Here is a 21,840-nt window from a genome sequence, read left to right as displayed (position 1 = left end):
CGTCACTCGGCCGTCTGATCCTGACCAGCACCCCGATGCGACGTTCGGATGACCCGACCCCTGGTCGGCACAGCTCGATCCGCTCACGGCCTCACCGCCGTCGATGTCCCCAGCGACGCCTGGTCGGCTGCACCGCGCCCGCTGGCCCAGCCCATCCGATCGCCCACCTTGATCCGCCGCCCCCGCGTCACGCTCGGGAACAGCTCCGCGAAACGCTCTTCCACGTCCTGCTGACGACTCGCCAGCACCGGCAGCAACCGATCGTCCCCCAACTCCACCCGCGCCGCCTCAGTCTGCTCCTGCGTGACCTCCGCCAGCCTCTCCCCGATCCGGAACGCATACGCCGCCAGGAACGACTGCCGGAACGACTTCGTCCGCGACCTCCCCCCGGCCTCCTCGATCCGCCCCGCCCGCGTCATCGCCGTCGTCGCCTGCACCAGCAACGACGTGAACAACGCCTCCACCGCGTCCACATCCGCGGCGAACCCGATCACCGTGCAGAAACCGATGTTCTTCGTCCACACCGAACGACACCGGTTCGCCACCGCAACCGCATTCAGCAGAACCGTTTTCGACTGCTCGTACGGCGGATCGATCCAGATCCTCCGCGTCGCCGGCCGCTCACCACGACCCCCACCACCCTGCCCCGCCTGCACCATCGCCATATCGATGCTGTGCCGGGCCATCCGCTCCTGAGCCCCCGCCGTGAACGCCTCGGCCTCCGCCTCCGACGTGGTGGCCTCCGCCTTCGCCAGCAACGCCCGGATCCGGCTGAGCACCCGCTCGTCGACGTGCTTCGGCGCCACCGGCGTGCTGCCCGTCTCCCCGGGGACAGGCCGGTAGTCCCCCGGCGGCGGCCCGATCCGTTCCAGTCCGGGCAGGACCAGCAGGAAGGCGACCAGTTCCAGCAACTCGGGCGCGAACGTCACCCAGCCGTCGCGGTTCAGGTGCGCCTGAGCCGCGGTACTCCCGGACGGCCACCACGCCGCAGCCTCGAACTCCGCGGTCTGCTCGTGCCACCGCGGATCGACCGTCACCGCCGCATATCCGGCCAGGTGCTCGGTGACCACCTCGGCCGCCAGGGCGCCGCGGGCCAGGCCGAGACGGCGCCCGGCGTACCGGACCACATCGGCAGGCTCCCACCCACGCGTCCACACCTGCTCGACCGCAGCCGGCAGACGCCGCGCCAGATCCCGGGCGACGAAGGCGCGCCAGCCGTTCAGGTCGGGCTTCTCGACCAGCGCGGCGGAGATCGCCTCGACCGCGTCGCGATTGCCCGAGCCGACGGCAGCCATCGCTGTCTGCAGCAGCACCTCGAGCATCTGCTCCTGCGAGAGGTCGGCGCCGGCGAAACCGGCCAGCGCCCGGTACATCGCGCGGTCGTCGGTGGCGCCGTCGCGGCGGCGGTCTCTGCTACCCATGCCGCCACCCTAGGTCGCCCCACCGGCCCTCGGCCCCGAGCCCGAGCCCCTGTGGACAACCAGCCTTTCCCACACGGCACCGTCGCCAGGAAAAATTCTTCGGCTCCGGACTCAACCGAACGGCCCGCCGGGCGTGTTCATCAGGCAGACCTACCGCGCCCGCCGCGGCGGCCACGGAATGAACCCGCTCGTCCGTTCCACGTACTCCGCGTATCCCGGACGGCTCTTGGCCAGCTGCCGCTCCATCAGCGGCTTGCCGGTCTTCGCCGCCAGGAACCAGGTCATCAGCAGAGGAGAGAGCACAGTGATCCACGACCATCCGGCGTCCGCCGCGATCAGGAACAGGCCCCACCACACACAGGCATCACCGAAGTAGTTGGGATGTCTCGTGTATCGCCAGAGCCCACGGTCCATCACCCTGCCCTTGTTGGAGGGATCCGCCTTGAACACCGCCAGCTGCCGATCCCCCAGGGTCTCGAAGAAGAAGCCCAGCGCCCACAGCCCTACGCCCACGAACAGCGCAGGCCCGGGCGAACCGTCGTCCACCATGGCGAACATCAGGGGCAGCGCGATGAACCAGGCCACCACCGCCTGCAGCAGAAAGACCTTGCGCAGCGCCACCAGCCGGGGATTTCCAGAGGCCCGCGACAGCATCTCGACGTACCGGGGGTCGTCCGCCGTCTCGCCCCTCTGGCGCCGGCCGATGTGCCAGGCCAGCCGGCCTCCCCAGATCAGGGAGAGCACCACGATCAGGCCACGGCGCCAGACGTCCCCGGGAGAGTCCCCGTCATCCGCCCCGTTCCACGAGACCAGCCACGAAACCATGGCGATCAGAGCGAAGCTCAGCCCCCAGGTCACGTCCACCACGCTGAAGCGTCCCACCCGCAACGCATAGAAAAAGGTGCCCACCTGCAGCAGCAGAGCCGCGACGAGGCCGGAACCCAGTACCGGCCAGAGCTCACCGAAAGACACCGTCAGAACTCCCGCACGGCCGGCATCGCGATCGTGCCGTCGGGTGTCCTGCGAACCGAGAGGATCTGGTCGACCCCCATGCGCCCCTCCTCGAACGCCAGACCACCACCCACGAGATAAAGCCGCCAGACCCGGGCCATCTCCTCGCCGACCATCTTCACCACCTGGTCGTACCGCTCCTCGAACTGCTCGTACCAGGCCTGGGCGGTCCAGACGTAGTGCTCCCGAAGACCGTGCACGTCACGCACCTCGAGACCGGCCTGCTCCAGCATGGCCACCGTCTCGCCGACCGGGCGCATGTGCATGTCAGGCGCGATATAGGCCTCGATGAACGCTCCTCCACCCGGCCGATGGGCACCGCGCGACATCTGCTGCACCAGCACCCGCCCACCGGGCCTGACCATGCGATGCAACGTGGCCGCGTACACCGGGTAGTTCGCCTGCCCGACGTGCTCGCCCATCTCCAACGACGCCACGGCGTCGAAGAGCTCGTCACCGAGCTCGCGGTAGTCCAGCAGTTTCACCGTCACCCGATCGGAAAGGCCCTGACGATGGACCCGTTCCCGCACGAACTCGGCCTGCTGCGCCGACAGGGTGATGCCGGTGACCTGAGCTCCGTACACACGGGCCGCGTGCAGGCTGAGCGATCCCCAGCCGCACCCGACGTCGAGCAGACTCTGGCCCGGCTCGATTCCGAGCTTGCGGCAGACCAGGTCGAGCTTGGCCTCCTGGGCCCGCTCCAGACTCTGCCCGGGCTCCGTGAAATACGCGCAGGAGTAGGCCATGTGCGGGTCGAGCACGAGCTGGTAGAACTCGTTGGAGAGGTCGTAGTGATGCGCGATCGCGTCACGGTCACGCCGCCGGGTGTGCAGCCGTCCCCGCAGTCGGGCCTGGGTGTCCGGCGGTGGCAGGGGTGTTCCCAGCGCCTGCCGCACCAGCCCCAGCGGCACCCGCGGGGCCAGCTGCGAGAGGGCGGGCGAGGAGTCCCGGTCCCGAAAGGCCTTCCACACCCGGCGGAATCCGTCGGCCAGGTCTCCCTCGACGTCGATCTCGCCGGTCACGTAGGCCTGCGCCAGGCCGAGCTCACCCGGATGCCAGAGCAGGCGGCGAAGGGCACGGGGCGAGCGCACGACCAGGGCGGGTGTGTCGGCCGGCCCGACCTCGGTGCCGTCCCAGAACCGGATCCGGATCGGCAGCTCGGTCCCGAGCACGGCCTGCGCGACCGGGGTCACCTGGGCGGCGAGGCCGCCCGTCGACGGTCCGTCGTGGAGCAGGGTCACGAGGTCTCCACCTCACCTTCCGGAGCAGAATGATGGACGCCGCGGTCACGCACGGTGGGTCGCCTCAGCACGAACTGGTGCACGTCCAGGTAGCGGGACCGGAATCCGGCCTCGGAGTAGGCCAGGTAGAACGTCCACATCCGGTGGAAGATCTCATCGAACCCCAGGGCCTCCAGCTCTCCGGAGGCCGCCGTGAAGCGTTCGCGCCACAGCCGCAGGGTCTCGGCGTAGGCCGGTCCGAACGACAGATCGCTCGTCACCCGCAAGGACGTGCCCGCCACCGCGTGCCGGAACGCCTCCACCGAGGGGATGAGGCCGCCGGGGAACACGTACTTCTGGATCCAGGTCCAGGTACGGCGCGAAACGATCAGCCGGTCGTGCGGCATCGTGATCGCCTGGATGCCCGCACTACCGCCGGGAGCCAGGCAGCGGTCGATCGTGGCGAAGTACGTCGGCCAGTAGGCCTCGCCCACCGCCTCGATCATCTCCACGCTCACGATGGCGTCGTAGACACCCTGCACGGCGCGGTAGTCACACAGTTCGATCGTCACCTGGTCCTCGAAGCCGGCGTCCGCCACCCGCTTCCGAGCCAGGCAGAGCTGCTCCTCCGACAGCGTGATCGAGTGCACCACAGCACCCCTCTGCGCAGCCCGCAGCGCGAGATGGCCCCACCCCGTGCCGATCTCGAGCACGCGACTGCCGGCACCGACCCGGCACTCGTCGAGAAGCCGGTCGATCTTGCGCAGCTGGGCGGGCTCCAGATCGCTCCAGGTGTTGCCCACCTCCTCGTCGAAGAGGGCCGAGGAGTAGGTGAGAGTGGGATCCAGAAAGGTGGAGAACAGGTCGTTCGACAGGTCGTAGTGCCGCGCGATGTTGGAGCGCGAGCCGTCGGGGGTGTTCTCGTCGGAGCGAGGCTGTCTCAGCGTCGCGAATCGGCGCAGCCGCTGCAGGGCGGGCGGTACCAGCCGGGCCAACCTGGTCGCGAAGACCGTGAGCAGCTCGACCAGGGGGTCCTCACCACGACCGGGCACGGGCTGCACCGGCGGCAGTGCCTCCCAGTCCCCCGCCTGGAACGATTCCCCGAAGCCGATCAGGCCGTAGCGGCCGACCCGGGCGAAGAAGTCATCCGGGCGCACGATGCGCATGACCGGGTCACTGAGCCCGCCACCGCCGAGCACCTGGGCCCCCATCTCGACCCGGACCGGCAGCCGTGACACGGCCTGACGGAACAGGATCCGGGTCACCGCCGCGTGCGCTCCGCCGAACGGGACCCTCACCACGTCGGGCCAGCGAGCCGCGGCCTCCGACGGCGCACCCCGGGTCACGACCGGCTGACTGGACCCTTTCGTCTTCACCGAAGGCCCCACCCCCGCCGAAGCCACCATTCTTCCCGGGATTCTCGAGTCGGCGACGCTCATTCAACTGCCTCCTGACGCACATGGGCCGGACGGGGAACGATGTGGAGACCGCGAACCAGCAGCTTGATGCCCTGGAACCGGATACGGGCCGCCACCACGAGCGGGGCGAGCGGGAACCGCAGTGCGAACCGGGCGATCTGGCCCTTCGTCGCCGCGTACCGGCGGCCCTGCACCCCAGTCACGAACGGCGCCTGGCCAGGTCGGTGCAGAGTGACGGTGAGGTCGAGCCGCTCGCCGGGAACCGGGAGACTCATCGTGTAGTGAGCGCCGGTCACCGTCTCGAACGGCGATACGTAGAAGTCCTTCTCGACCTGCGCGCGACCACGCTCGTCGGTGCGCAGCAGGTAGCAGTGCCGTCCACCGTAGGTGTTGTGCACCTCCGCGACGACACACACCAGCGTTCCCGCCGGATCGAAACACCAGTACACCGAGAGCGGGTTGAACACGTACCCGAACACGCGGGCCGCGGCGAGCATACGGATCCGCCCGCCCTGCAGGTCGATGCCCTGGGTGGCGAGATAGGCGTCGACGTTCGCCCGGATGTCCGGCCCGGTACCGAGATGATCCCGGGCCCGGAACCGCGCGAGCAGAGGCACCCGAGGCACATGGTCCAGATCGACGAGCCAGAGGTACCCGCGATAGCGGAACACGTTACGCAGAGGGGTGGTACGGGCATGCGAGACAGAACAACGGTAGATGGCCGGAGCCGACAGGCTGACGACGCCGTTCACCCGGGGCGCCCGCCTGCGCCTCACCACGACGCCCCCAGCGACTGCGCGGCGTGCAGGCCCGACCGGGCACCGTCTTCGTGGAAGCCCCAGCCGTGATACGCGCCCGCGAAGGCCACGGTGCCGTCGTTCAGCTCGGGCAGAAGCTTCTGCGCCGCCACCGACTCGGGCGTGTACTGCGGATGTTCATAGTCCATGCGGTCTATCACCGAATCGGCCGGCACTTCAGGGGCATTGAGCGAGACCAGGTAGCGCTCGGGCACCCCGAGGCGCATCAGGCGGGTCATGTCGTAAGTGACCTGCACCGCGTCGGCCCCGCCCGAGCATCCGGGCATCCGGTAGTTCCACGAGGCGGCGGCTCGCGGCGCCGTCGGCATGACCGACGAATCAGTGTGCAGCATGGCCGGATTCACGCTGTACCGAAACGCCCCGAGCACCGATCTCTCCATCGTGGTGGGAGCCGGGAGCAGGCGCAGGGCCTGATCCGGATGGGTCGCGATCACCACGGCGTCGTAAGCGGCCGTAGCGCCGGCCGCGTCCGCGATCTCCACGCCTCCGGCAACGCGGGCCACCGACCGCACGGGCACCCCGACCCGCACCGCCTCCAGCTCCTTCACGGCCAGCTCCACATAACGCGCCGAGCCGCCCACCACCGTGCGCCATTTCGGCGAGCCGCTGACACTGAGCATGCCGTGGTTGTCGAGGAACGCGAACAGGTACCGGGCGGGATACTGCAGCGCGGTGTCGGCGGCGCACGACCAGACCGCGGCGATCAGGGGCACCACGAAGTGGGCCCGGAAGTAGTCGGAGTAGTTCCCCCGGCGGAGGAACTCGGCCATCGTGACGTCGTCCGCAAGCGGCTGTGCCGACGGAGAAGACTCAGCGGACGCCGGGCCGGCGCCAGCCAGCACCGCCCGCGCCTGGCGGTGAAACCTGAGGATTTCCAGCAGCATTCGATCGAAGCGCCAGTTGAGAACCGTCGACGCCCGCGGCAGCAGGCCGGCGAGGCCCTGACCTCCGGAGTACTCCAGGCCGCATCCGTCGCAGCGCACGGACATGCTCATGTCCGTCTCCTGCGTGCGCACTCCGAGTTCGGCGAAGAGCCTCAGCAGCGTCGGATAGGTGCGTTCGTTGTGCACGATGAACCCGGTGTCGATCGAGAGCTCACGTCCGTCCGGAGCGAGCACCGTGTGCGTGTCCGCATGGCCGCCCAGCCTGGATGCGGCCTCGTACAGGGTCACGTCCGCCGAACGCCGCAGCACATAGGCGGCCGTCAGACCGGCAACCCCGCTGCCGACCACCGCAACCCGCCGCCGACCCCCAACCCCGCCCGCGACCTCACGCACAGACCGGCCCACAGACCGGCCCACAGCCTGGCCCGCAACCCCGCCCGAGACCCCGCCCGCAACCCCGCCCACAGACCGGTCCTCAGACTGGCCCTCAGCCCGCCCCGCACTCACGACCGCACCTCACTCAACCCGAGCGCCGAGAGCACCCCTTCGGCTGCGAGCGCGTCCCACCGCCGCACCGACCGCACCATGGCGTGCCCGGCTCCCGGGATCTCGTGATGCTCCACCGACCGCGCCACCGACCGCAGACGCCGGGCGTAACGGCGGGTCAGCGCCGGATCGGTCACCCGGTCCGCAGTGCCGTGCACGAGCGTGACCGCACGATCCGTGAGCTGGGTGACCGGCTCGTCCTCAGGCACCCAGGGCGCCAGCCCCACCGCGCCCCGAACCTGCGGGGCACCTGCGGCGCGCAGTGCGGTCCGCGCCCCCATCGAGTGCCCGACCAGCACGACAGGGCGACCGACACGTCCCTCGATCTGCTCGATGGCCCACTGCGCGTCGGCCAGGGGCGACGCTGCGGCACCGTTCCATCCCCGCACCGCGAAACGGAGGTTCCAGACCTGCACACCGTGCCCACTCACCCGCTGGTGCAAAGCCTCGGCGAGCCAGCTCACCCGCAGCACGGCCGGCTGGTACCAGGCGGTCGGCTCCTGCCCGGTGACCCGTCCGCCGTGCATCACCAGCGCCACGGCCCGCACCTGATCGGCCGGCCTACTCGAACCTCGAACACCCAGATGACGTCCCACACCCATGCTTCGGTGCCGGGTCAGGGGCCGGATGGCTCGTTCGCGCGAAAATTCCTGCGCAGATTCCCCAGCACTCCCCAACACACCCCGCAGCGCACATCCCAGTGCACATCCCCGCGCACATCCCGGCGGGCAGTCCGGCCGACGCCCCAACAACGACAGGTCAGGCCACCGGCCCAACCAGAGGCCCGGGAAGGAACCCGCCGAGCCCCTCGCCCCGAGTTCACACCTGGATCCCCGCCCCGAAGCGCCCCGCGAGGACTCCGACGAAACGCCTGGCTCCACGGGCACGTCCTTCCTGACGTGACCGGGTTCTGATCACCGTCCGGAAAACAGCTTGCCCGACGACCACGCCCACGGCACCTCCGGAGAGTGATGAATCAAACACCGAGGGTCCGCAAAACGCCCGAAGCCCGGCTGATGACTCAGCCAGGCCCCGGAACGCGGAAAAGATCAGCTGGGCTGGTACGGCGAGACGACGACCTCGACCCGCTGGAACTCCTTGAGGTCGGAGTAACCGGTGGTGGCCATCGACCGGCGCAGCGCCCCGATCAGGTTGGTCGTACCGTCGGCGACCCGGCCCGGGCCGTAGAGGATCTCCTCGAGCGTGCCGACCGTGCCGACCTGCGCCCGGGTGCCCCGCGGCACCGACGGGTGGTGGGCCTCGGGACCCCAGTGGTAGCCCCGGCCCGGCGCGTCGGAGGCGCGGGCGAGCGCGGCACCGAGCATGACCGCGTCGGCCCCGCAGGCGATGGCCTTCACGATCTCACCGGAGCGGCCCATGCCACCGTCGGCGATGACGTGCACGTAGCGGCCACCGGACTCGTCCATGTAGTCACGACGGGCAGCGGCGACGTCGGCCACCGCGGTCGCCATCGGCGCGTGGATGCCCAGCGTGTCACGCGTGGTGTGCGTGGCACCGCCACCGAAACCGACCAGCACACCGGCCGCGCCCGTGCGCATCAGGTGCAGCGCAGCGGTGTAGGTGGCGCAGCCACCGACGATGACGGGCACGTCGAGCTCGTAGATGAAGCGCTTGAGGTTCAGCGGCTCGGCGCGGCCGGAGACGTGCTCGGCCGACACCGTGGTGCCGCGGATGACGAACAGGTCGACCCCGGCGTCCACCACGGTCTTCCAGAACTCCTGGGTGCGCTGAGGCGTGAGCGCCGCGGCGACGGTGACCCCGGCGTCCCGGATCTCCTTGATGCGCGCCACGATCAGCTCAGGCTTGATCTCCTCGGCGTAGAGCTCCTGCATGCGCCGTGTGGCGACGGCAGGCTCCAGACCGGCGATCTCGGCCAGCATCGGCGTCGGATCTTCGTAGCGGGTCCACAGGCCCTCGAGGTCGAGCACCCCCAGACCACCCAGATTGCCCATGGCCACAGCGGTGGCCGGGGACATCACGGAGTCCATGGGAGCCGCGACGATCGGCAGGTCGAACCGGTAGGCGTCGATCTGCCAGTGCGTCGACACCTCTTCGGGGTCGCGCGTCCGCCGGCTGGGGACGATCGCGACATCGTCGAACGTGTAGGCGCGCCGGCCCCGCTTGCCCCGGCCGATCTCGATCTCAGTCACAAACGCCAGGTTACCGATTGGGGACGCCCATCAGCGCAACGGCCCCAACCGGCCACCCGTAAAAAATCAGCGCCGGCTGTAGTTCGGGGCCTCGACGGTCATCTGGATGTCGTGCGGGTGGCTCTCCTTGAGACCCGCCGAGGTGATCCGGACGAACCGGCCCTTCTCCTTGAGCTCGGGCACCGTGGCCGCGCCGGTGTAGAACATCGACTGTCGCAGGCCACCGATGAGCTGGTACGCGACGGCACCGAGCGGGCCCCGGTAGGGCACCTGGCCCTCGATGCCCTCGGGCACGAACTTGTCGTCGGTGACGTCGCCCTGGAAGTAGCGGTCCTTGGAATAGGACTTGGCCTTGCCGCGCGACTGCGCGGCACCGAGCGAGCCCATGCCGCGGTAGCTCTTGAACTGCTTGCCGTTGATGAAGACCAGGTCGCCCGGGCTCTCCTCACAACCGGCCAGCAGCGAGCCGAGCATCACCGTGTCGGCCCCGGCCACCAGGGCCTTGGCGATGTCACCGGAGTACTGCAGGCCACCGTCGCCGATCACCGGCACACCGGCCGCACGAGCGGCGCGGGCGGCCTCCATGATCGCGGTCACCTGGGGCACCCCGACGCCGGCCACGACGCGGGTGGTGCAGATGGAACCCGGCCCGACACCGACCTTCACCCCGTCGGCCCCGGCGTCGATCAGGGCCTGCGCCCCGGCCCGGGTGGCCACGTTGCCACCGATGATGTCGACGTGCGCGGCAGCGCTGTCTTTCTTCAGGCGGGCGATCATGTCGGCCACACCGTGCGAGTGACCGTGCGCCGTGTCGACCACGACCACGTCGACACCGGCCTCGATCAGCGCCATTCCGCGCTTCCAGGCGTCATCGAAGAAGCCGATCGCCGCGCCGACCCGCAGACGACCCGCGTCGTCCTTGGTGGCGAGCGGGAACTGCTCCCTCTTGGTGTAGTCCTTCACCGTGATCAGACCGGCCAGACGACCGGCCTCGTCGACCAGCGGGAGCTTCTCGATCTTGTTCTTCGAGAGCAGGGCCATCGCGTCGTCGGGGCTGATGCCGACCGGGCCGGTGATCAGCGGCTGGCGGGTCATCACGTCGCCCACGCGGCGGCTGGAGTCGGACTCGAACCGCATGTCGCGGTTGGTGATGATGCCGACGAGCTTGCCGGCCTCGTCGACCACCGGCAGGCCGGAGACCCGGAAGTGGCCGCACAGCGCGTCGACCTCGGCGAGCGTCGCGTCTTGCGTGGTGGTCACCGGGTTGGTGACCATGCCCGCCTCCGACCGCTTGACCAGGTCGACCTGAGAGGCCTGGTCTTCGATCGAGAGGTTGCGGTGCAGGATGCCGAGGCCACCGTGGCGGGCCATGGCGATGGCCATGCGCGCCTCGGTGACGGTGTCCATCGCCGCCGACAGCAGCGGGATGGCCACCTCGACCCGGCGGCTCACCTTCGAGCGGGTGTCGGCCGAGCTGGGGATGACGTCACTCTCGCCCGGCAGGAGCAGGACGTCGTCGTAGGTGAGTCCGAGCGGCATCGCCGGGATCTCGTCGTTGGGGTTCACACTCACCAGAAAACCTTCCGCGTCGCGGCTCTTCGGCGGGGCGGGCCGGTCTTCGGGGTCATCACCGAGGCGAGGAGGTGCCCGGTGGTCCTCTGGCCAGTCCGGTGGAGCCCACCGGACGCAGTCAGAGGGTCACCGGATGCCCCGCAGCGGGGTGAGGGCCCCGGAGGCCTGCCCTGTACGGGCGACCAACGACGGTTTCGTGAGTCGTCATTCCCGTGAACACATGCTAGTCACGATCGGAGGGTGCTCTTGACACACGCCCGGTGGAGACTCATCCGCCGATACGACATCGTGAAGCCAACACGACACCGCGCGGCCGACACGACACCGCGAGGGGCCACACCCACCGCGAGGCCACACCCACCGGCACGACCCCGACGGGCAGGGCTCCTATTCCCCCGAAGCGACGTCGTCCGGTGAGGCGGCCGAGGGCACCGACGTCGGGGCCTGGGTGGCCGGGTCGGTCGGGGCCGAGGTCTGCGACGTGGGCGAGTCGTTGGCCGTGCTGCTGGGCGCGGACGACGTGGTGGGCCCGGTGCTGGTCGTCGGGGCCGTGGTGGTGGTGCTGGACGGCGGTGTGGACGCGGTGGTGCCACCGCCTCCCGAGGTCGGTGAGGCCGTGACGTCGGTGGCCGGGACGGCCGTCGGCGTACCGGTGGCCCCCGGGACGGTGGTGACCGCGTCGCCGGGCGTGGTGGCCGTGCCGACCGGGACGACGCCCGGTTCGGTGGGGTCGCCGGGCACGAGCACGGCCGCGACCGCGTCGGCCGTCACCATCAGGTCGGACTTCTTGTCGTCGGGAAGGTCGGCCAGGATCGCCTGGGCCTTCTGGTAGTGCTCACGCGCGGCGTCGGGATCGGTCGCGGCCAGACTGGCGGCGAGCTCGAGCTCCTTCTGCGCGTCTTTCCGGTCGTAGCCGGAGGAGTCGATGCCGGGCAGTTTGGCCATCACCCGGCCGACCCCGTCGAGCGGGGCCATCGGGTCGCCGGCCACGGCGGCGCTCACGCCACCACCCAGCACCACCATGACGGCGATCGACGCGGCGGCCACCGGGGCCGAGACCTTGCTCGCGGCCACCTGCCAGCGCCGCCGCCGGCTGCTGCGGGCAGCGGTGATCGGCACCGCAGCGACCGGGACGTCCGGGGCCGCGTCGGTGAGGTCGATGGTTTCCGGGGCAGCCCCGGCCGACACGTCAGCGGTCACCGAGGGCCCGTCGATGTACAGCGGGCGCCCCGCCAGCACCTCGACCAGCCGGGCCATCGCGTTGTCCGCGCCGGCCTCGGCATCGATCTCGGTGAGCAGCGTGTTCAGCGCCATCGCCGTCGGGTCGAGCAGGTCCTGCTCGGACGCGTCGCGCGCCGCCAGCCGGTCGAGCAGCGCGTCGGTGGCGGTCAGCTCGGAAAGGTCGGCGGTCGGCGGTTCCTGACCGGTGTCGTCCTGGGGCGGGGTGGGGGTGCTCATGCCGTCTCCGTCGCGGGAACGTCGATCATGCTCCGCAGGCGCTGCATGGCCCGGTGCTGGGCAACCCTGACCGCCCCCGCGGTCATACCGAGGGCGCGGCCGGTCTCGTCCGCCGACATCCCGACCGCCACGCGAAGAACGAGCAGTTCGCGCAACTGGTCGGGCAGCCGGTTCAGGAGTTCCCGCACCTGCTGCGCGTCACCGGCCCGTTCGGCCAGCTCCTCCGGCCCGGCGGCGGTCTCCGGGGTCTCCGGGACCTCCGCCACCGGAACGGCAGCTCGGTAGAAGGCCCGCTGTGCATCAGCCACCTTGTTGGCCGCGATGCGGTAGACGAACGCCTCGAACGGACGTCCCTCGTCCCGGTAGCGACTCAGCGCCGAAAGCACAGCGATGCAAACCTCCTGCGCAACATCGTCCGCCGTGTGCTCCCCGCCGGGCATGCGGGAGAGCCTGGCGCGGCAGTAACGCCGAACCATCTGGTGGACGAGTTTGAGCAATCGTTCAGTGGCCACGTCGTCACCCTGGACGGCGCGGGACGACAGCTCCTGGAAGTTATCTGCGTCGTCCGGTTGAGACATCGCGGCATGAGGCTTCGGCGTTACACCTACGGCATTCTCCTTGCCGCCCCGGACGGCCATTACTTCACCGTATCAGGCCCCAGCGGAACCCCACTGCCACCGCCTGGGCCCGGTCTGCGGCCCCCATCTTGCGGAAAAGCCTACGGGCGTGGGTCTTCACCGTGTCCTCGGAGAGGTACAGCTCTTTGCCGATCTCGGCGTTGCTGCGACCACGGCTCATTCCGGTGAGCACCTGCATCTCACGCTCGGTGAGGGGCGGGGCCGACACGTTCGCGTCGTTGCTACGGGGGGCCGGGACCGTTCGCCGGGCCAGGCCGTCGCTCAGGGCGTAGACCACCGTTGCCGCCACCTCCTCCCGGGACGCGTCCTTGACCAGATAGCCGCGGGCACCCCCGGCCACCGACCGAGCCACGCCGTCGGCGTCCTCAGCCATGGTCACCATAACCACGATCGCCTCCGGATGGCGGGAGAGCAGACGTCGCGCCGCCTCCACACCACCGATTCCCGGCATCCGCACGTCCATCAGCACCAGTGAAGGCCGCTCGACGGGCCATCGGGCCAGTGCCTCTTCACCCGAGGAGGCGTCCACGACGCGGGTGATGCCGGGAACTGAGGAGAGTGCCCTGTGCAAGGTCTCCCTGACCAGCGCAGAGTCATCGCACACCAGTACCGTCGCCACAGATCCACCTCACGAAACTTGGCATCCCCCATCCGTGGGAGATGTCCCTGGTCCAAGGTTTCGACACCGGGGGGCCGGACTTGAGTCCGGAGGTGGATCATTGGCCGCCGCCGGTGCGTCCCGGGGGCGGTTCCCGGCGTGTCCGGCCGCGTTGGGGCGGTGTCCGGCTGATGGAGGACGCGTCGGCACCCGTTGGATCTCTCGGCCCACCCGGGGCGCGGGAAGAGGCGGCGACGGCTGAGGATCAGCTGTCAGAGGGGGACTGCGGCGGTGCCGGCCGGGCTCAGTTGTGGAGCCCGCGCAGCACCTCGTCGATCGCCTCGATCAGCGAACCGGCGGTGCGGGCGGAGGCCGGGATGGTGTCGGGCCGCCAGCCCGGGCCGGCCAGGATCACAGTGGGCGCGGGACGCTGACGGCGCAGTACCTGCGAGTCGGCGGCGTCGGCCCCGGGCATCCGGGCGAACAGCACGATCACCGAGGGACCGGTGCGGCGCACCGACGAGGCCAGGGCGTGCGGCGGCAGCCCGGTGCCGAGCATCCGGGTCGGCACCTCGTGCTCGGCCAGCGCGGCGGCCAGCGCGTGCAGCGGCATCGAGTGGTAGTCGGAGTCGGCGCAGGCCAGCAGCACCATCGGGGAGTTGCGGGTGATACGGACGTTGACCGCGACATTGCGCAGCACCCCGAGGATCACCTCGGAGAAGGCGTGCTCGACGTCGATGCCCTCGCCGGAGACCCGGACACGCTCACCCAGGGCCCGCAGCACCGGCATGATCATCGTGTCCCAGGTGGGCACGACGCCCTGCCGGCGGATGCTCTCGTTCAGCAGCCGGTGCGTCTCGAACGAGTCGAGCGACATCGCGGCCCGGGCCAGGCCACGGCTCGCCGCGGTGCCGTCGGGCAGGGCCACGACCCGGCCCCCACCGGAGGTGCTGCTGCGCGAGGTCTCGACCGACCGGAGCATGCCCGGCCAGTCGTCGGCCAGCTGCTCGGTGCGCTGCGGGTCGCCCGCCTCGGCCTCGAAACCGTCGACGCCCAGGCCGGTCAGGTCGAGCTCGTCGTCGGGGTGCTCCTCGACCGTCCGGGGAGCCCGGCCGCGAGCCGACCACGCCGACGAGTCGGGCAGGCTGTAGTCGGCGGACAGCTCGACCTCGTCGAGGCCGCCGTCGGGCGTCGTCTCGTCGAGGAAGGAGCCCGGCGGGTACCGGTCTTCTCCCTGCGGGTAGTCGCGGGGCTGGCGCCGGGCCGGGTTCTCGGTCACGCCGCCCAGGCCCGGGGCGAGCGTCGAGGCGTCGAAGCCCTCGGCGGGGGTGAACTCGTTGTCGGGCTGGACCGGACGGCCCTCGGGGGTGAGCGCGGTGGCGAGCGCGATCTTCGCGGCGTCGCTCGGGGCCACACCCTCCAGGGTGAGCCGGCGCATGACCATGAGCCGGGCCACGTCGGCCGGCGAGTAGCGGCGGTGGGCGCCGGCGGTGTGCGCCGACGGACCGAGGCCGTATCTGCGGTCCCAGGTGCGCAGCGTGGGCGGCGCGACACCGAGGCGCCGGGCCACGGCTGCCACGGTGAGGGTCGGCGAGGGGGGCGTAGAGATCGCCTCCGTCACCTCGTTCCGACCTTTGACGGGCTCTTCAGCTCCGGCCCCGGCCTGCCGAGACGTTTCTGACACTTCACCCGCCCCCTGGCACTAGAGAAACAGACACTAACCCACAACGCCTCCTCGTGCCGCCTGAGCCGAACAAGCGGTGAACCGATGCACCACGAACAGCCGCCGAAGCGTTGATCTTTACGTCGTCAACCGCTTCAAAGGTAGTTCACCGAGGCGTCAAGCGCGCCCCGAGGCGGACCGATGCACTCGTTGTCAGGACTGGCGAACCCCTCGAACACCCGGCACCACCACGACAACACCCGACACCTCAAGGCCTCGAGCACGGGGTCAGGCTCTTCGAATCGGAATGGTGTGTCCATGATGGCTGAGATCTCTCGTCTTCCCGGGCCCGTTGCCGACCTGTGGGAGTGGCAGCTGGAAGGCGCCTGCCGCACAGCTGACCCGCGGGTCTTCTTCCACCCCGAGGGTGAGCGCGGCCCGGCCCGCCGCCAGCGCGACGTGGCGGCGAAATCCGTCTGCGCCCGCTGCCCGGTACTGGACCAGTGCCGCGAGCACGCCCTGCAGGTGCGGGAACCGTACGGGGTCTGGGGCGGCATGACCGAGGACGAGCGCGAGAGCACCTACTGCGGCGAACGCGACTCCTCGCTCGCCGCGAGCTGAGACGAAGAAGCCCGGCCCCCTGGGGGACCGGGCTTCTCTCAGATCACCTGATCAGTGGCCGTGACCGTGGCCGTGACCGGCCGCGGGCTCCTCGACCGGCTCCGGCTTGTCCACGACCAGCGTGTCGGTGGTGAGCACCATCGACGCGATGGACGCGGCGTTGCGCAGGGCCGAGCGGGTGACCTTGACCGGGTCGATGATGCCCTTGGCGAGCAGGTCGCCGTACTCCTGGGCAGCCGCGTCGAAACCGGTGCCGACGCCGCCCTGACGGACCTTGTCGACCACGACGTAGCCCTCGAGACCGGCGTTCTCGGCGATCCAGCGCAGCGGCTCGGAGGCGGCGCGGCGGATGATGGCGACACCCGTCGCCTCGTCACCCGTCAGGCCCAGGTTGTCGTCCAGCACCGAGACGGCGTGGATGAGGGCCGAGCCACCGCCGGAGACGATGCCCTCCTCGATGGCCGCGCGGGTCGCCGAGACGGCGTCCTCGATGCGGTGCTTCTTCTCCTTGAGCTCGACCTCGGTGTGGGCCCCGACGCGGATGACGCAGACGCCACCGCCGAGCTTGGCCAGGCGCTCCTGGAGCTTCTCGCGGTCCCAGTCCGAGTCGGTGCGCTCGATCTCGGCGCGGATCTGCTGGATCCGGCCCTCGACCTCGCTGCGCTCGCCGGCGCCCTCGATGATCGTGGTGTCGTCCTTGGTGATGACGACGCGACGGGCGTGGCCGAGCTCCTCGAGACCGATCTGGTCGAGCTTCAGGCCGATCTCCGGGCTGATCACCTGACCGCCGGTGAGCACGGCGATGTCCTGCAGGGTGGCCTTGCGGCGGTCACCGAAGCCGGGGGCCTTCACGGCGGCGGCGGTGAACGTGCCCTTGATCTTGTTCACGACCAGGGTCGACAGCGCCTCGCCGTCGACGTCCTCGGCCAGGATCAGCAGCGGCTTGCCGGCCTGCAGCACCTTCTCGAGCAGCGGGAGCAGCTCGGAGATGGAGGAGATCTTGTTCTGGTGGATCAGGATGTAGGCGTCCTCGAGGACGGCCTCCATGCGCTCCGTGTCGGTGACGAAGTACGGCGACAGGTAGCCCTTGTCGAACTGCATGCCCTCGGTGAAGTCGAGCTCCATCGCGGTCGAGGAGGACTCCTCGACGGTGATGACGCCGTCCTTGCCGACCTTGTCGAACGCGTCGGCGATGAGGGCGCCGACGCCCGCGTCCTGGGCGGAGATGGTCGCGACGTGCGCGATCTCTTCCTTGCCCTCGATCTCGCGGGCGGTGTCGAGCAGCTTGGTGCTGACGGCCTCGACGGCCGCGTCGATGCCGCGCTTCAGGCTCGACGGGGCGGCGCCGGCGGCCACGTTGCGCAGGCCTTCCTTCACCATCGCCTGGGCCAGGACGGTCGCGGTGGTGGTGCCGTCACCCGCGACGTCGTTGGTCTTGGTGGCGACCTCCTTGGCGAGCTGAGCGCCCAGGTTCTCGTAGGGGTCGTCCAGCTCCACCTCCTTGGCGATGGTCACACCGTCGTTGGTGATGGTGGGGGCGCCCCACTTCTTGTCGATGACGACGTTGCGGCCACGCGGGCCGAGCGTCACCTTGACGGCGTTGGCGAGAGCGTCGACGCCGCGCTCGAGGGAGCGACGCGCGGAGTCGTCGAACGACAGGGTCTTTGCCATTGCGTGAGTCCCTTGGGTGAAGGTGTGCTTTGGGTTCTAGAACTGCACACGCCCCGGCCGCCACGAAGGCAGACCGGGGCGGGAGCAACGATCAACGGGTCTGCGGTGAGCAGCCCGTCAGATCACTTCTCGATGATCGCGAGCACGTCACGGGCCGAGAGGATGAGGAACTCCTCGCCCGAGTACTTGACCTCGGTGCCGCCGTACTTGCTGTAGAGCACGGTGTCGCCGACCTTGACGTCGAGCGGGATCCGCTTGGCGCCTTCGTCGTCGAACCGGCCGGGACCGACCGCCAGGACCTCGCCCTCCTGGGGCTTCTCCTTGGCGGTGTCCGGGATGACGAGACCAGAAGCCGTCGTCTGCTCCGCGTCCAGCGGCTTGACGACGATGCGGTCCTCGAGCGGCTTGATGGAGACCGACACTGGCGGACCTCCCCTTCTCCGAACGGCGATGAAAATACAAGGACTGTGGTCCAGCGGGGACATCGACCGTCGTCGCGGGTGCCGATCGCGGCCCTGCTGAGAGTGGTGGTGCTGGCAATCTCACGAGGAGAGTGCCAGGTTCGAATCTAGAGCGCTCGTTAGCACTCGGTCAACCCGAGTGCCAAAGGTGTCGCACCTTCAGCCGGTCGGCGGAAGGAGTCTCGCACCGTGGGAGAATTCCCCGGTGGACCTGACCGGAATCGCGACGCTGCTGACCCAGGACGGATGGGCTCTGCTGGAGTCCCTCCCCCAGTACGACGAGGCCACCGCGATGTCTCTGGGCGAGCAGCTGCGGCGCGACGGGCACCCGAACGACATGGTGGCCGCCGCCCTCACCCAGTCCCGGCTGCGCTCCGCCGCCCGCGCCAAGTTCGGCCCGTTCGCCGAGGGCATGCTGTTCACGCCGACCGGCCTCGAGCAGGCCACCCGGCTGCCCGTGGCCGCCCGCCACGCCCAGCGTTTCGCCGCCGCCGACGTGAAGCGCGTGGGCGACCTGGGCTGCGGCATCGGGGCCGACTCGATGGCGCTCGCCACGCTCGACCGGGAGGTCGTGGCGGTGGAGAAAGACGAGGTCACGGCGGCCCTGGCCACGGTCAACCTGCGGCACTGGCCGGAGGCCGTGGTGCGCCACGAAGACGCCATGACCACCCGCATCGACGACCTCGACGGCGCCTTCCTCGACCCCGCGCGTCGCGAGGCCTCGGGCAAGCGGCTGCTCGACCCGCGCACCGGCAACCCGCCGCTGTCGTTCGTCCGCGAACTCGCCGGCCGTCTGCCGGCGGTCGGCATGAAAACCGCACCGGGCGTCCCCCATCACATGGTTCCCGACGACACCGAGGCGCAGTGGGTCTCGGTGGACGGCGACGTGGTCGAGTGCGGCCTGTGGTTCGGCACGGTGCGCCGCGAGGGCGTGCGCCGCAGCGCGCTGGTGCTCGACTCGGCCGGGGGCGGCGCCGAGCTCAACGACAGCTCGATGGCCGACACGGTGCCCGCCGAGGTCGGCAAGGTGGGCCAGTTCCTCTACGAGCCCGACGGCGCCGTGATCCGCGCCGGGCTGGTCGCGGCCGTGGCCAACCAGCTCGGCGGGCGGCTCATCGACCCGACCATCGCCTACGTCACCGCCGACCGCATCGAGCACAACCCGCTGGCCAAGGTCTACGCCGTCGACGACGTGTTCGGTTTCCAGCTGAAGACGCTGCGCACCTACCTGCGTGACCGGGGCGTCGGGCGCATCACGATCAAGAAGCGCGGCACCGCGGTCGAGCCCGAGCAGCTGCGCCGTCAGCTGCGGCTGGCCGGCCCGAACGAGGCCACGATCGTGCTCACCCGGGTCGCCGGGCGTCAGTCGGTCATCGTGGTGCGGCCCTACAAGCAGAACTGAAGATCAACGGGGGACGCGCCGGTGGCCCGGGTGCCCCGGGCCGCCGACCAGGTCGTCCCCCGTGTCGGGTGAAGTGTCACGCCTGCACCAGCGTCACCGGCATCGAGCTGTCGGCCGGCAGCGTCAGGTCGGACGGCACCTTGCCCGTCTGCACCATGCGAGCGCCCAGCGCGGCCACCATGGCGCCGTTGTCGGTGCAGAGCTTGGGCCGGGGCACGCGCAGCGTGATGCCCGCCTTGTCGCACCGCTCCTGGGCCATCACCCGCAGCCGCGAGTTGGCCGCCACTCCCCCGCCGATCAGCAGGTGCTCCACGCCGTTCTCCTGGCACGCGAGCACCGCCTTGCGGGTCAGCACGTCGGCCACGGCCTCCTGGAACGAGGCCGAGACGTCGTTCACCGGCACCGGTTCGCCGGCCGCCTCCCGGGCCTCGACCCAGCGCGCCACGGCGGTCTTCAGGCCGGAGAACGAGAAGTCGAAGCGATGCTCGCGCATGTCGTGCGCGGCACTCAGGCCCCGCGGGAACCGGATCGAGGCCGGATCCCCCTCGCGGGCGGCCTTGTCGATCAGCGGACCGCCCGGGAAGCCCAGGCCGAGCAGCCGGGCGACCTTGTCGAAGGCCTCACCGGCGGCGTCGTCGATGGTGCGGCCCAGGGGCTGCACGTCGTAGCTGACGTCGGGCACGTAGAGCAGTGACGAGTGGCCGCCCGACACCAGCATCGCCACGGCCGGCTCGGGCAGCGGGCCGTGCTCGATGATGTCGACGGCCACGTGCGCGGCCAGGTGGTTCACGCCGTACAGCGGCTTGCCCAGCGCGAGCGCCAGGGCCTTGGCCGCGGCCACGCCCACCATCAGCGCACCGGAAAGACCGGGGCCCGAGGTGACGGCGATCGCGTCGAGGTCGTTCAGGGTGACGCCGGCGTCGGCGCAGGCGCGGCGCAGGGTCGGCACCATCGCCTCGAGATGCGCCCGGCTGGCGACCTCGGGCACCACCCCGCCGAACCGGGCGTGCGACTCGACCGAGGAGGCCACCGCGTCGGCCAGCAGCGTGCCGCCGCGCACGATGCCGACGCCGGTCTCGTCGCAGGAGGTCTCCAGGCCGAGGACGAGGGGTTCGTCGGTCACGGGGTCGCACCTTCTTCACTGTGGTCGATGGGGCGCCTGCGCATGATCCAGGCGTCGATGTCCCCGGGTTGGTAGTAGCGGTGCCGCACGGCGATCCGCTCGAACCCGCTGCGCTCGTAAAGCCGGACGGCGGAGGCGTTGTCGGCCCTCACCTCGAGCAGCAGGGTGGTGGCGCCGCGCTCGCGGGCCGTCTCGGTCAGGGCCCCGAGCAGGGCCCGGCCGAGGCCCTGCCCCTGGGCCGCGGGGGCCACCGCGATCGTCTGCACGTCGGCCTCCGCACCCGGCGCGAACAGCCCGGCGTAGCCCAGGATCTCGCCCTCCGACTCGGCCACCACGTACCAGCGGGTCTCGGGGTGGGCCAGCTCGGACCAGAACATCTCGGCGGTCCACGCGGTGTCGCCGAAGAGCTCGCGCTCCAGCGGCATCAGGGCCTCGACGTCCCACCAGCGCAGGGGACGCATCACTTCAGCACGCGTTTACGGGCGATGTTGGCCTCGGCGTCGGGGCGGCGCAGGTACAGCGGCTCGGGCGGCAGCACGAAACGCGCTCCCAGGCGGGCGAGCCCGGCGAGCGCCCCGGCGGACGGGTCGAGCGGGCTGCCGAACGGCTCCCCCAGGGCGTCGGGGTACAGCACCGCGCCACGCCCCGCGACCGGCAGGCCGCCCAGCTCGAGATCCGCGGGAAGGCTGACCTCGGGCAACCCCGACCGCACGGGCACCCGCACCCCGTCGATCTCGGTGACCTCGTAGCGGGCCCAGTAGACCTCGCGGCGCCGGGCGTCCATGGCGGCGACGAACGGGCCGTCCTGCCCCGCCTGCACCGCCTGGAGGGCGACCGCGTCGAGACTGCAGACACCGTGCACGGGCAGGTCGAGCGCGTAGCCCAGCACCACCGCGGTGACCAGGCCGACCCGCAGCCCGGTGAACGGGCCGGGCCCGACGCCGGCGACGACCCCGGTCAGGTCGGCGCGGGTGGCGCCGGCGTCACCGAGCACGGCCTCGATCAGCGGGGTGAGCTGCTCGGCGTGTTTCCCGGTCTGCTCACCGGCACGCTCGGCCACCACCCGGACGCCGTCGTGCAGGGCGACCGAGACCGTGGCGGACGCCGTGTCCAGGGCCAGGGTGAGCTCGTCGGTCATCGTTCT

The 21,840-nt window shown here is 70.5% G+C and carries 20 protein-coding genes; 2 read left to right on the top strand and 18 right to left on the bottom strand.

Annotated elements, in window-relative coordinates:
• Positions 1-83: 83 nt before the first annotated feature.
• From J2S57_RS15035 to J2S57_RS35525, 13 genes are all read right to left on the bottom strand, one after another.
• A complete protein-coding gene (locus J2S57_RS15035; RefSeq protein WP_307243059.1) occupies positions 84-1,421 on the bottom strand; it encodes a DUF2786 domain-containing protein in 1,338 nt (445 codons plus the stop codon).
• Positions 1,422-1,571: 150 nt separating this feature from the next.
• Positions 1,572-2,393, bottom strand: a complete 822-nt coding sequence (locus J2S57_RS15030) for a DUF1295 domain-containing protein (RefSeq protein WP_307243057.1) — start codon at positions 2,391-2,393, stop codon at positions 1,572-1,574.
• 2 nt (positions 2,394-2,395) lie between these two features.
• Entirely contained in the window at positions 2,396-3,673 is a 1,278-nt protein-coding gene (locus J2S57_RS15025) for a class I SAM-dependent methyltransferase (RefSeq protein ID WP_307243055.1), read from the bottom strand.
• Positions 3,670-5,058: a class I SAM-dependent methyltransferase gene (locus J2S57_RS15020; protein ID WP_370882650.1), complete on the bottom strand. Its 1,389-nt coding sequence runs from the start codon at positions 5,056-5,058 to the stop codon at positions 3,670-3,672. Before J2S57_RS15020 ends, J2S57_RS15025 begins: the two co-directional genes overlap by 4 nt.
• A gap of 29 nt (positions 5,059-5,087) precedes the next feature.
• On the bottom strand, positions 5,088-5,822 hold the full coding sequence (locus J2S57_RS15015; RefSeq protein ID WP_307251049.1) for a DUF1365 domain-containing protein: 735 nt from the start codon (positions 5,820-5,822) through the stop codon (positions 5,088-5,090).
• Between the two features lie 20 nt (positions 5,823-5,842).
• Positions 5,843-7,120: an NAD(P)/FAD-dependent oxidoreductase gene (locus J2S57_RS15010; RefSeq protein WP_307243051.1), complete on the bottom strand. Its 1,278-nt coding sequence runs from the start codon at positions 7,118-7,120 to the stop codon at positions 5,843-5,845.
• Positions 7,121-7,275: 155 nt separating this feature from the next.
• Positions 7,276-7,857: an alpha/beta hydrolase gene (locus J2S57_RS15005; RefSeq protein ID WP_307243048.1), complete on the bottom strand. Its 582-nt coding sequence runs from the start codon at positions 7,855-7,857 to the stop codon at positions 7,276-7,278.
• A gap of 510 nt (positions 7,858-8,367) precedes the next feature.
• Entirely contained in the window at positions 8,368-9,489 is a 1,122-nt protein-coding gene (locus J2S57_RS15000; RefSeq protein WP_307243047.1) for a GuaB3 family IMP dehydrogenase-related protein, read from the bottom strand.
• Positions 9,490-9,555: 66 nt separating this feature from the next.
• Positions 9,556-11,028 carry an IMP dehydrogenase gene (guaB, locus tag J2S57_RS14995; protein ID WP_307251047.1) on the bottom strand — a complete coding sequence of 491 codons (1,473 nt, stop codon included), beginning with the start codon at positions 11,026-11,028 and terminating at the stop codon, positions 9,556-9,558.
• A 420-nt stretch (positions 11,029-11,448) separates the two neighbouring features.
• Entirely contained in the window at positions 11,449-12,519 is a 1,071-nt protein-coding gene (locus tag J2S57_RS14990; RefSeq protein ID WP_307243045.1) for a hypothetical protein, read from the bottom strand.
• Complete coding sequence (shbA, locus tag J2S57_RS14985; RefSeq protein ID WP_370882477.1) at positions 12,516-13,157, bottom strand: RNA polymerase sigma factor ShbA; 642 nt, start codon at positions 13,155-13,157, stop codon at positions 12,516-12,518. Before shbA ends, J2S57_RS14990 begins: the two co-directional genes overlap by 4 nt.
• 4 nt (positions 13,158-13,161) lie before the next feature.
• Complete coding sequence (locus J2S57_RS14980) at positions 13,162-13,776, bottom strand: response regulator transcription factor (protein ID WP_052530831.1); 615 nt, start codon at positions 13,774-13,776, stop codon at positions 13,162-13,164.
• Between the two features lie 283 nt (positions 13,777-14,059).
• Complete coding sequence (locus J2S57_RS35525; protein ID WP_307243043.1) at positions 14,060-15,376, bottom strand: MerR family transcriptional regulator; 1,317 nt, start codon at positions 15,374-15,376, stop codon at positions 14,060-14,062.
• Between the two features lie 363 nt (positions 15,377-15,739).
• On the opposite strand from J2S57_RS35525, the gene J2S57_RS14970 reads away from it, so the two are divergent.
• The gene (locus J2S57_RS14970) at positions 15,740-16,039 is read left to right on the top strand and encodes a WhiB family transcriptional regulator (protein WP_307243041.1); all 300 of its coding nucleotides are present in this window, start codon (positions 15,740-15,742) and stop codon (positions 16,037-16,039) included.
• Positions 16,040-16,090: 51 nt separating this feature from the next.
• Here the strand turns inward: J2S57_RS14970 and groL are convergent, their stop codons facing one another.
• Both groL and groES read right to left on the bottom strand, forming a co-directional pair.
• Positions 16,091-17,710 (bottom strand): chaperonin GroEL, encoded by a 1,620-nt coding sequence (groL, locus tag J2S57_RS14965; RefSeq protein WP_307243039.1) that lies wholly within the window; start codon positions 17,708-17,710, stop codon positions 16,091-16,093.
• Between the two features lie 122 nt (positions 17,711-17,832).
• Complete coding sequence (groES, locus tag J2S57_RS14960; RefSeq protein WP_231482716.1) at positions 17,833-18,132, bottom strand: co-chaperone GroES; 300 nt, start codon at positions 18,130-18,132, stop codon at positions 17,833-17,835.
• 244 nt (positions 18,133-18,376) lie between these two features.
• Here groES and J2S57_RS14955 point away from each other — a divergent pair, with 244 nt between their 5' ends.
• Entirely contained in the window at positions 18,377-19,573 is a 1,197-nt protein-coding gene (locus J2S57_RS14955; protein WP_307243037.1) for a THUMP-like domain-containing protein, read from the top strand.
• Between the two features lie 76 nt (positions 19,574-19,649).
• Here J2S57_RS14955 and tsaD read toward each other — a convergent pair whose 3' ends face one another.
• From tsaD to tsaB, 3 genes are read right to left on the bottom strand one after another with little or no spacing between them, the layout of a single operon-like run.
• The gene (tsaD, locus tag J2S57_RS14950; RefSeq protein ID WP_307243035.1) at positions 19,650-20,696 is read right to left on the bottom strand and encodes a tRNA (adenosine(37)-N6)-threonylcarbamoyltransferase complex transferase subunit TsaD; all 1,047 of its coding nucleotides are present in this window, start codon (positions 20,694-20,696) and stop codon (positions 19,650-19,652) included.
• Positions 20,693-21,157, bottom strand: a complete 465-nt coding sequence (gene rimI / locus J2S57_RS14945; RefSeq protein ID WP_307243033.1) for a ribosomal protein S18-alanine N-acetyltransferase — start codon at positions 21,155-21,157, stop codon at positions 20,693-20,695. Before rimI ends, tsaD begins: the two co-directional genes overlap by 4 nt.
• Entirely contained in the window at positions 21,157-21,834 is a 678-nt protein-coding gene (tsaB, locus tag J2S57_RS14940; protein WP_307243031.1) for a tRNA (adenosine(37)-N6)-threonylcarbamoyltransferase complex dimerization subunit type 1 TsaB, read from the bottom strand. Before tsaB ends, rimI begins: the two co-directional genes overlap by 1 nt.
• Positions 21,835-21,840: the final 6 nt, after the last annotated feature.

The organism is Kineosporia succinea, assembly GCF_030811555.1.
In the GTDB taxonomy this organism is placed as follows: Bacteria; Actinomycetota; Actinomycetes; order Actinomycetales; family Kineosporiaceae; genus Kineosporia; species Kineosporia succinea.
The sequence above is the reverse complement of the archived record's forward strand: the minus strand, read 5'-3'. Positions and strand labels throughout refer to the sequence as shown.

What these genes read in the sequence shown, in the direction of transcription:
- groL (WP_307243039.1), bottom strand. Translation starts at nt 17,710, where the DNA reads ATGGCAAAGACCCTGTCGTTCGACGACTCCGCGCGTCGCTCCCTCGAG.
- J2S57_RS15035 (WP_307243059.1), bottom strand. Translation starts at nt 1,421, where the DNA reads ATGGGTAGCAGAGACCGCCGCCGCGACGGCGCCACCGACGACCGCGCG.
- J2S57_RS14990 (WP_307243045.1), bottom strand. Translation starts at nt 12,519, where the DNA reads ATGAGCACCCCCACCCCGCCCCAGGACGACACCGGTCAGGAACCGCCG.
- tsaB (WP_307243031.1), bottom strand. Translation starts at nt 21,834, where the DNA reads ATGACCGACGAGCTCACCCTGGCCCTGGACACGGCGTCCGCCACGGTC.
- guaB (WP_307251047.1), bottom strand. Translation starts at nt 11,028, where the DNA reads ATGCCGCTCGGACTCACCTACGACGACGTCCTGCTCCTGCCGGGCGAG.
- shbA (WP_370882477.1), bottom strand. Translation starts at nt 13,157, where the DNA reads ATGGCCGTCCGGGGCGGCAAGGAGAATGCCGTAGGTGTAACGCCGAAG.
- J2S57_RS14970 (WP_307243041.1), top strand. Translation starts at nt 15,740, where the DNA reads ATGGCTGAGATCTCTCGTCTTCCCGGGCCCGTTGCCGACCTGTGGGAG.
- J2S57_RS15020 (WP_370882650.1), bottom strand. Translation starts at nt 5,058, where the DNA reads ATGGTGGCTTCGGCGGGGGTGGGGCCTTCGGTGAAGACGAAAGGGTCC.
- rimI (WP_307243033.1), bottom strand. Translation starts at nt 21,157, where the DNA reads ATGCGTCCCCTGCGCTGGTGGGACGTCGAGGCCCTGATGCCGCTGGAG.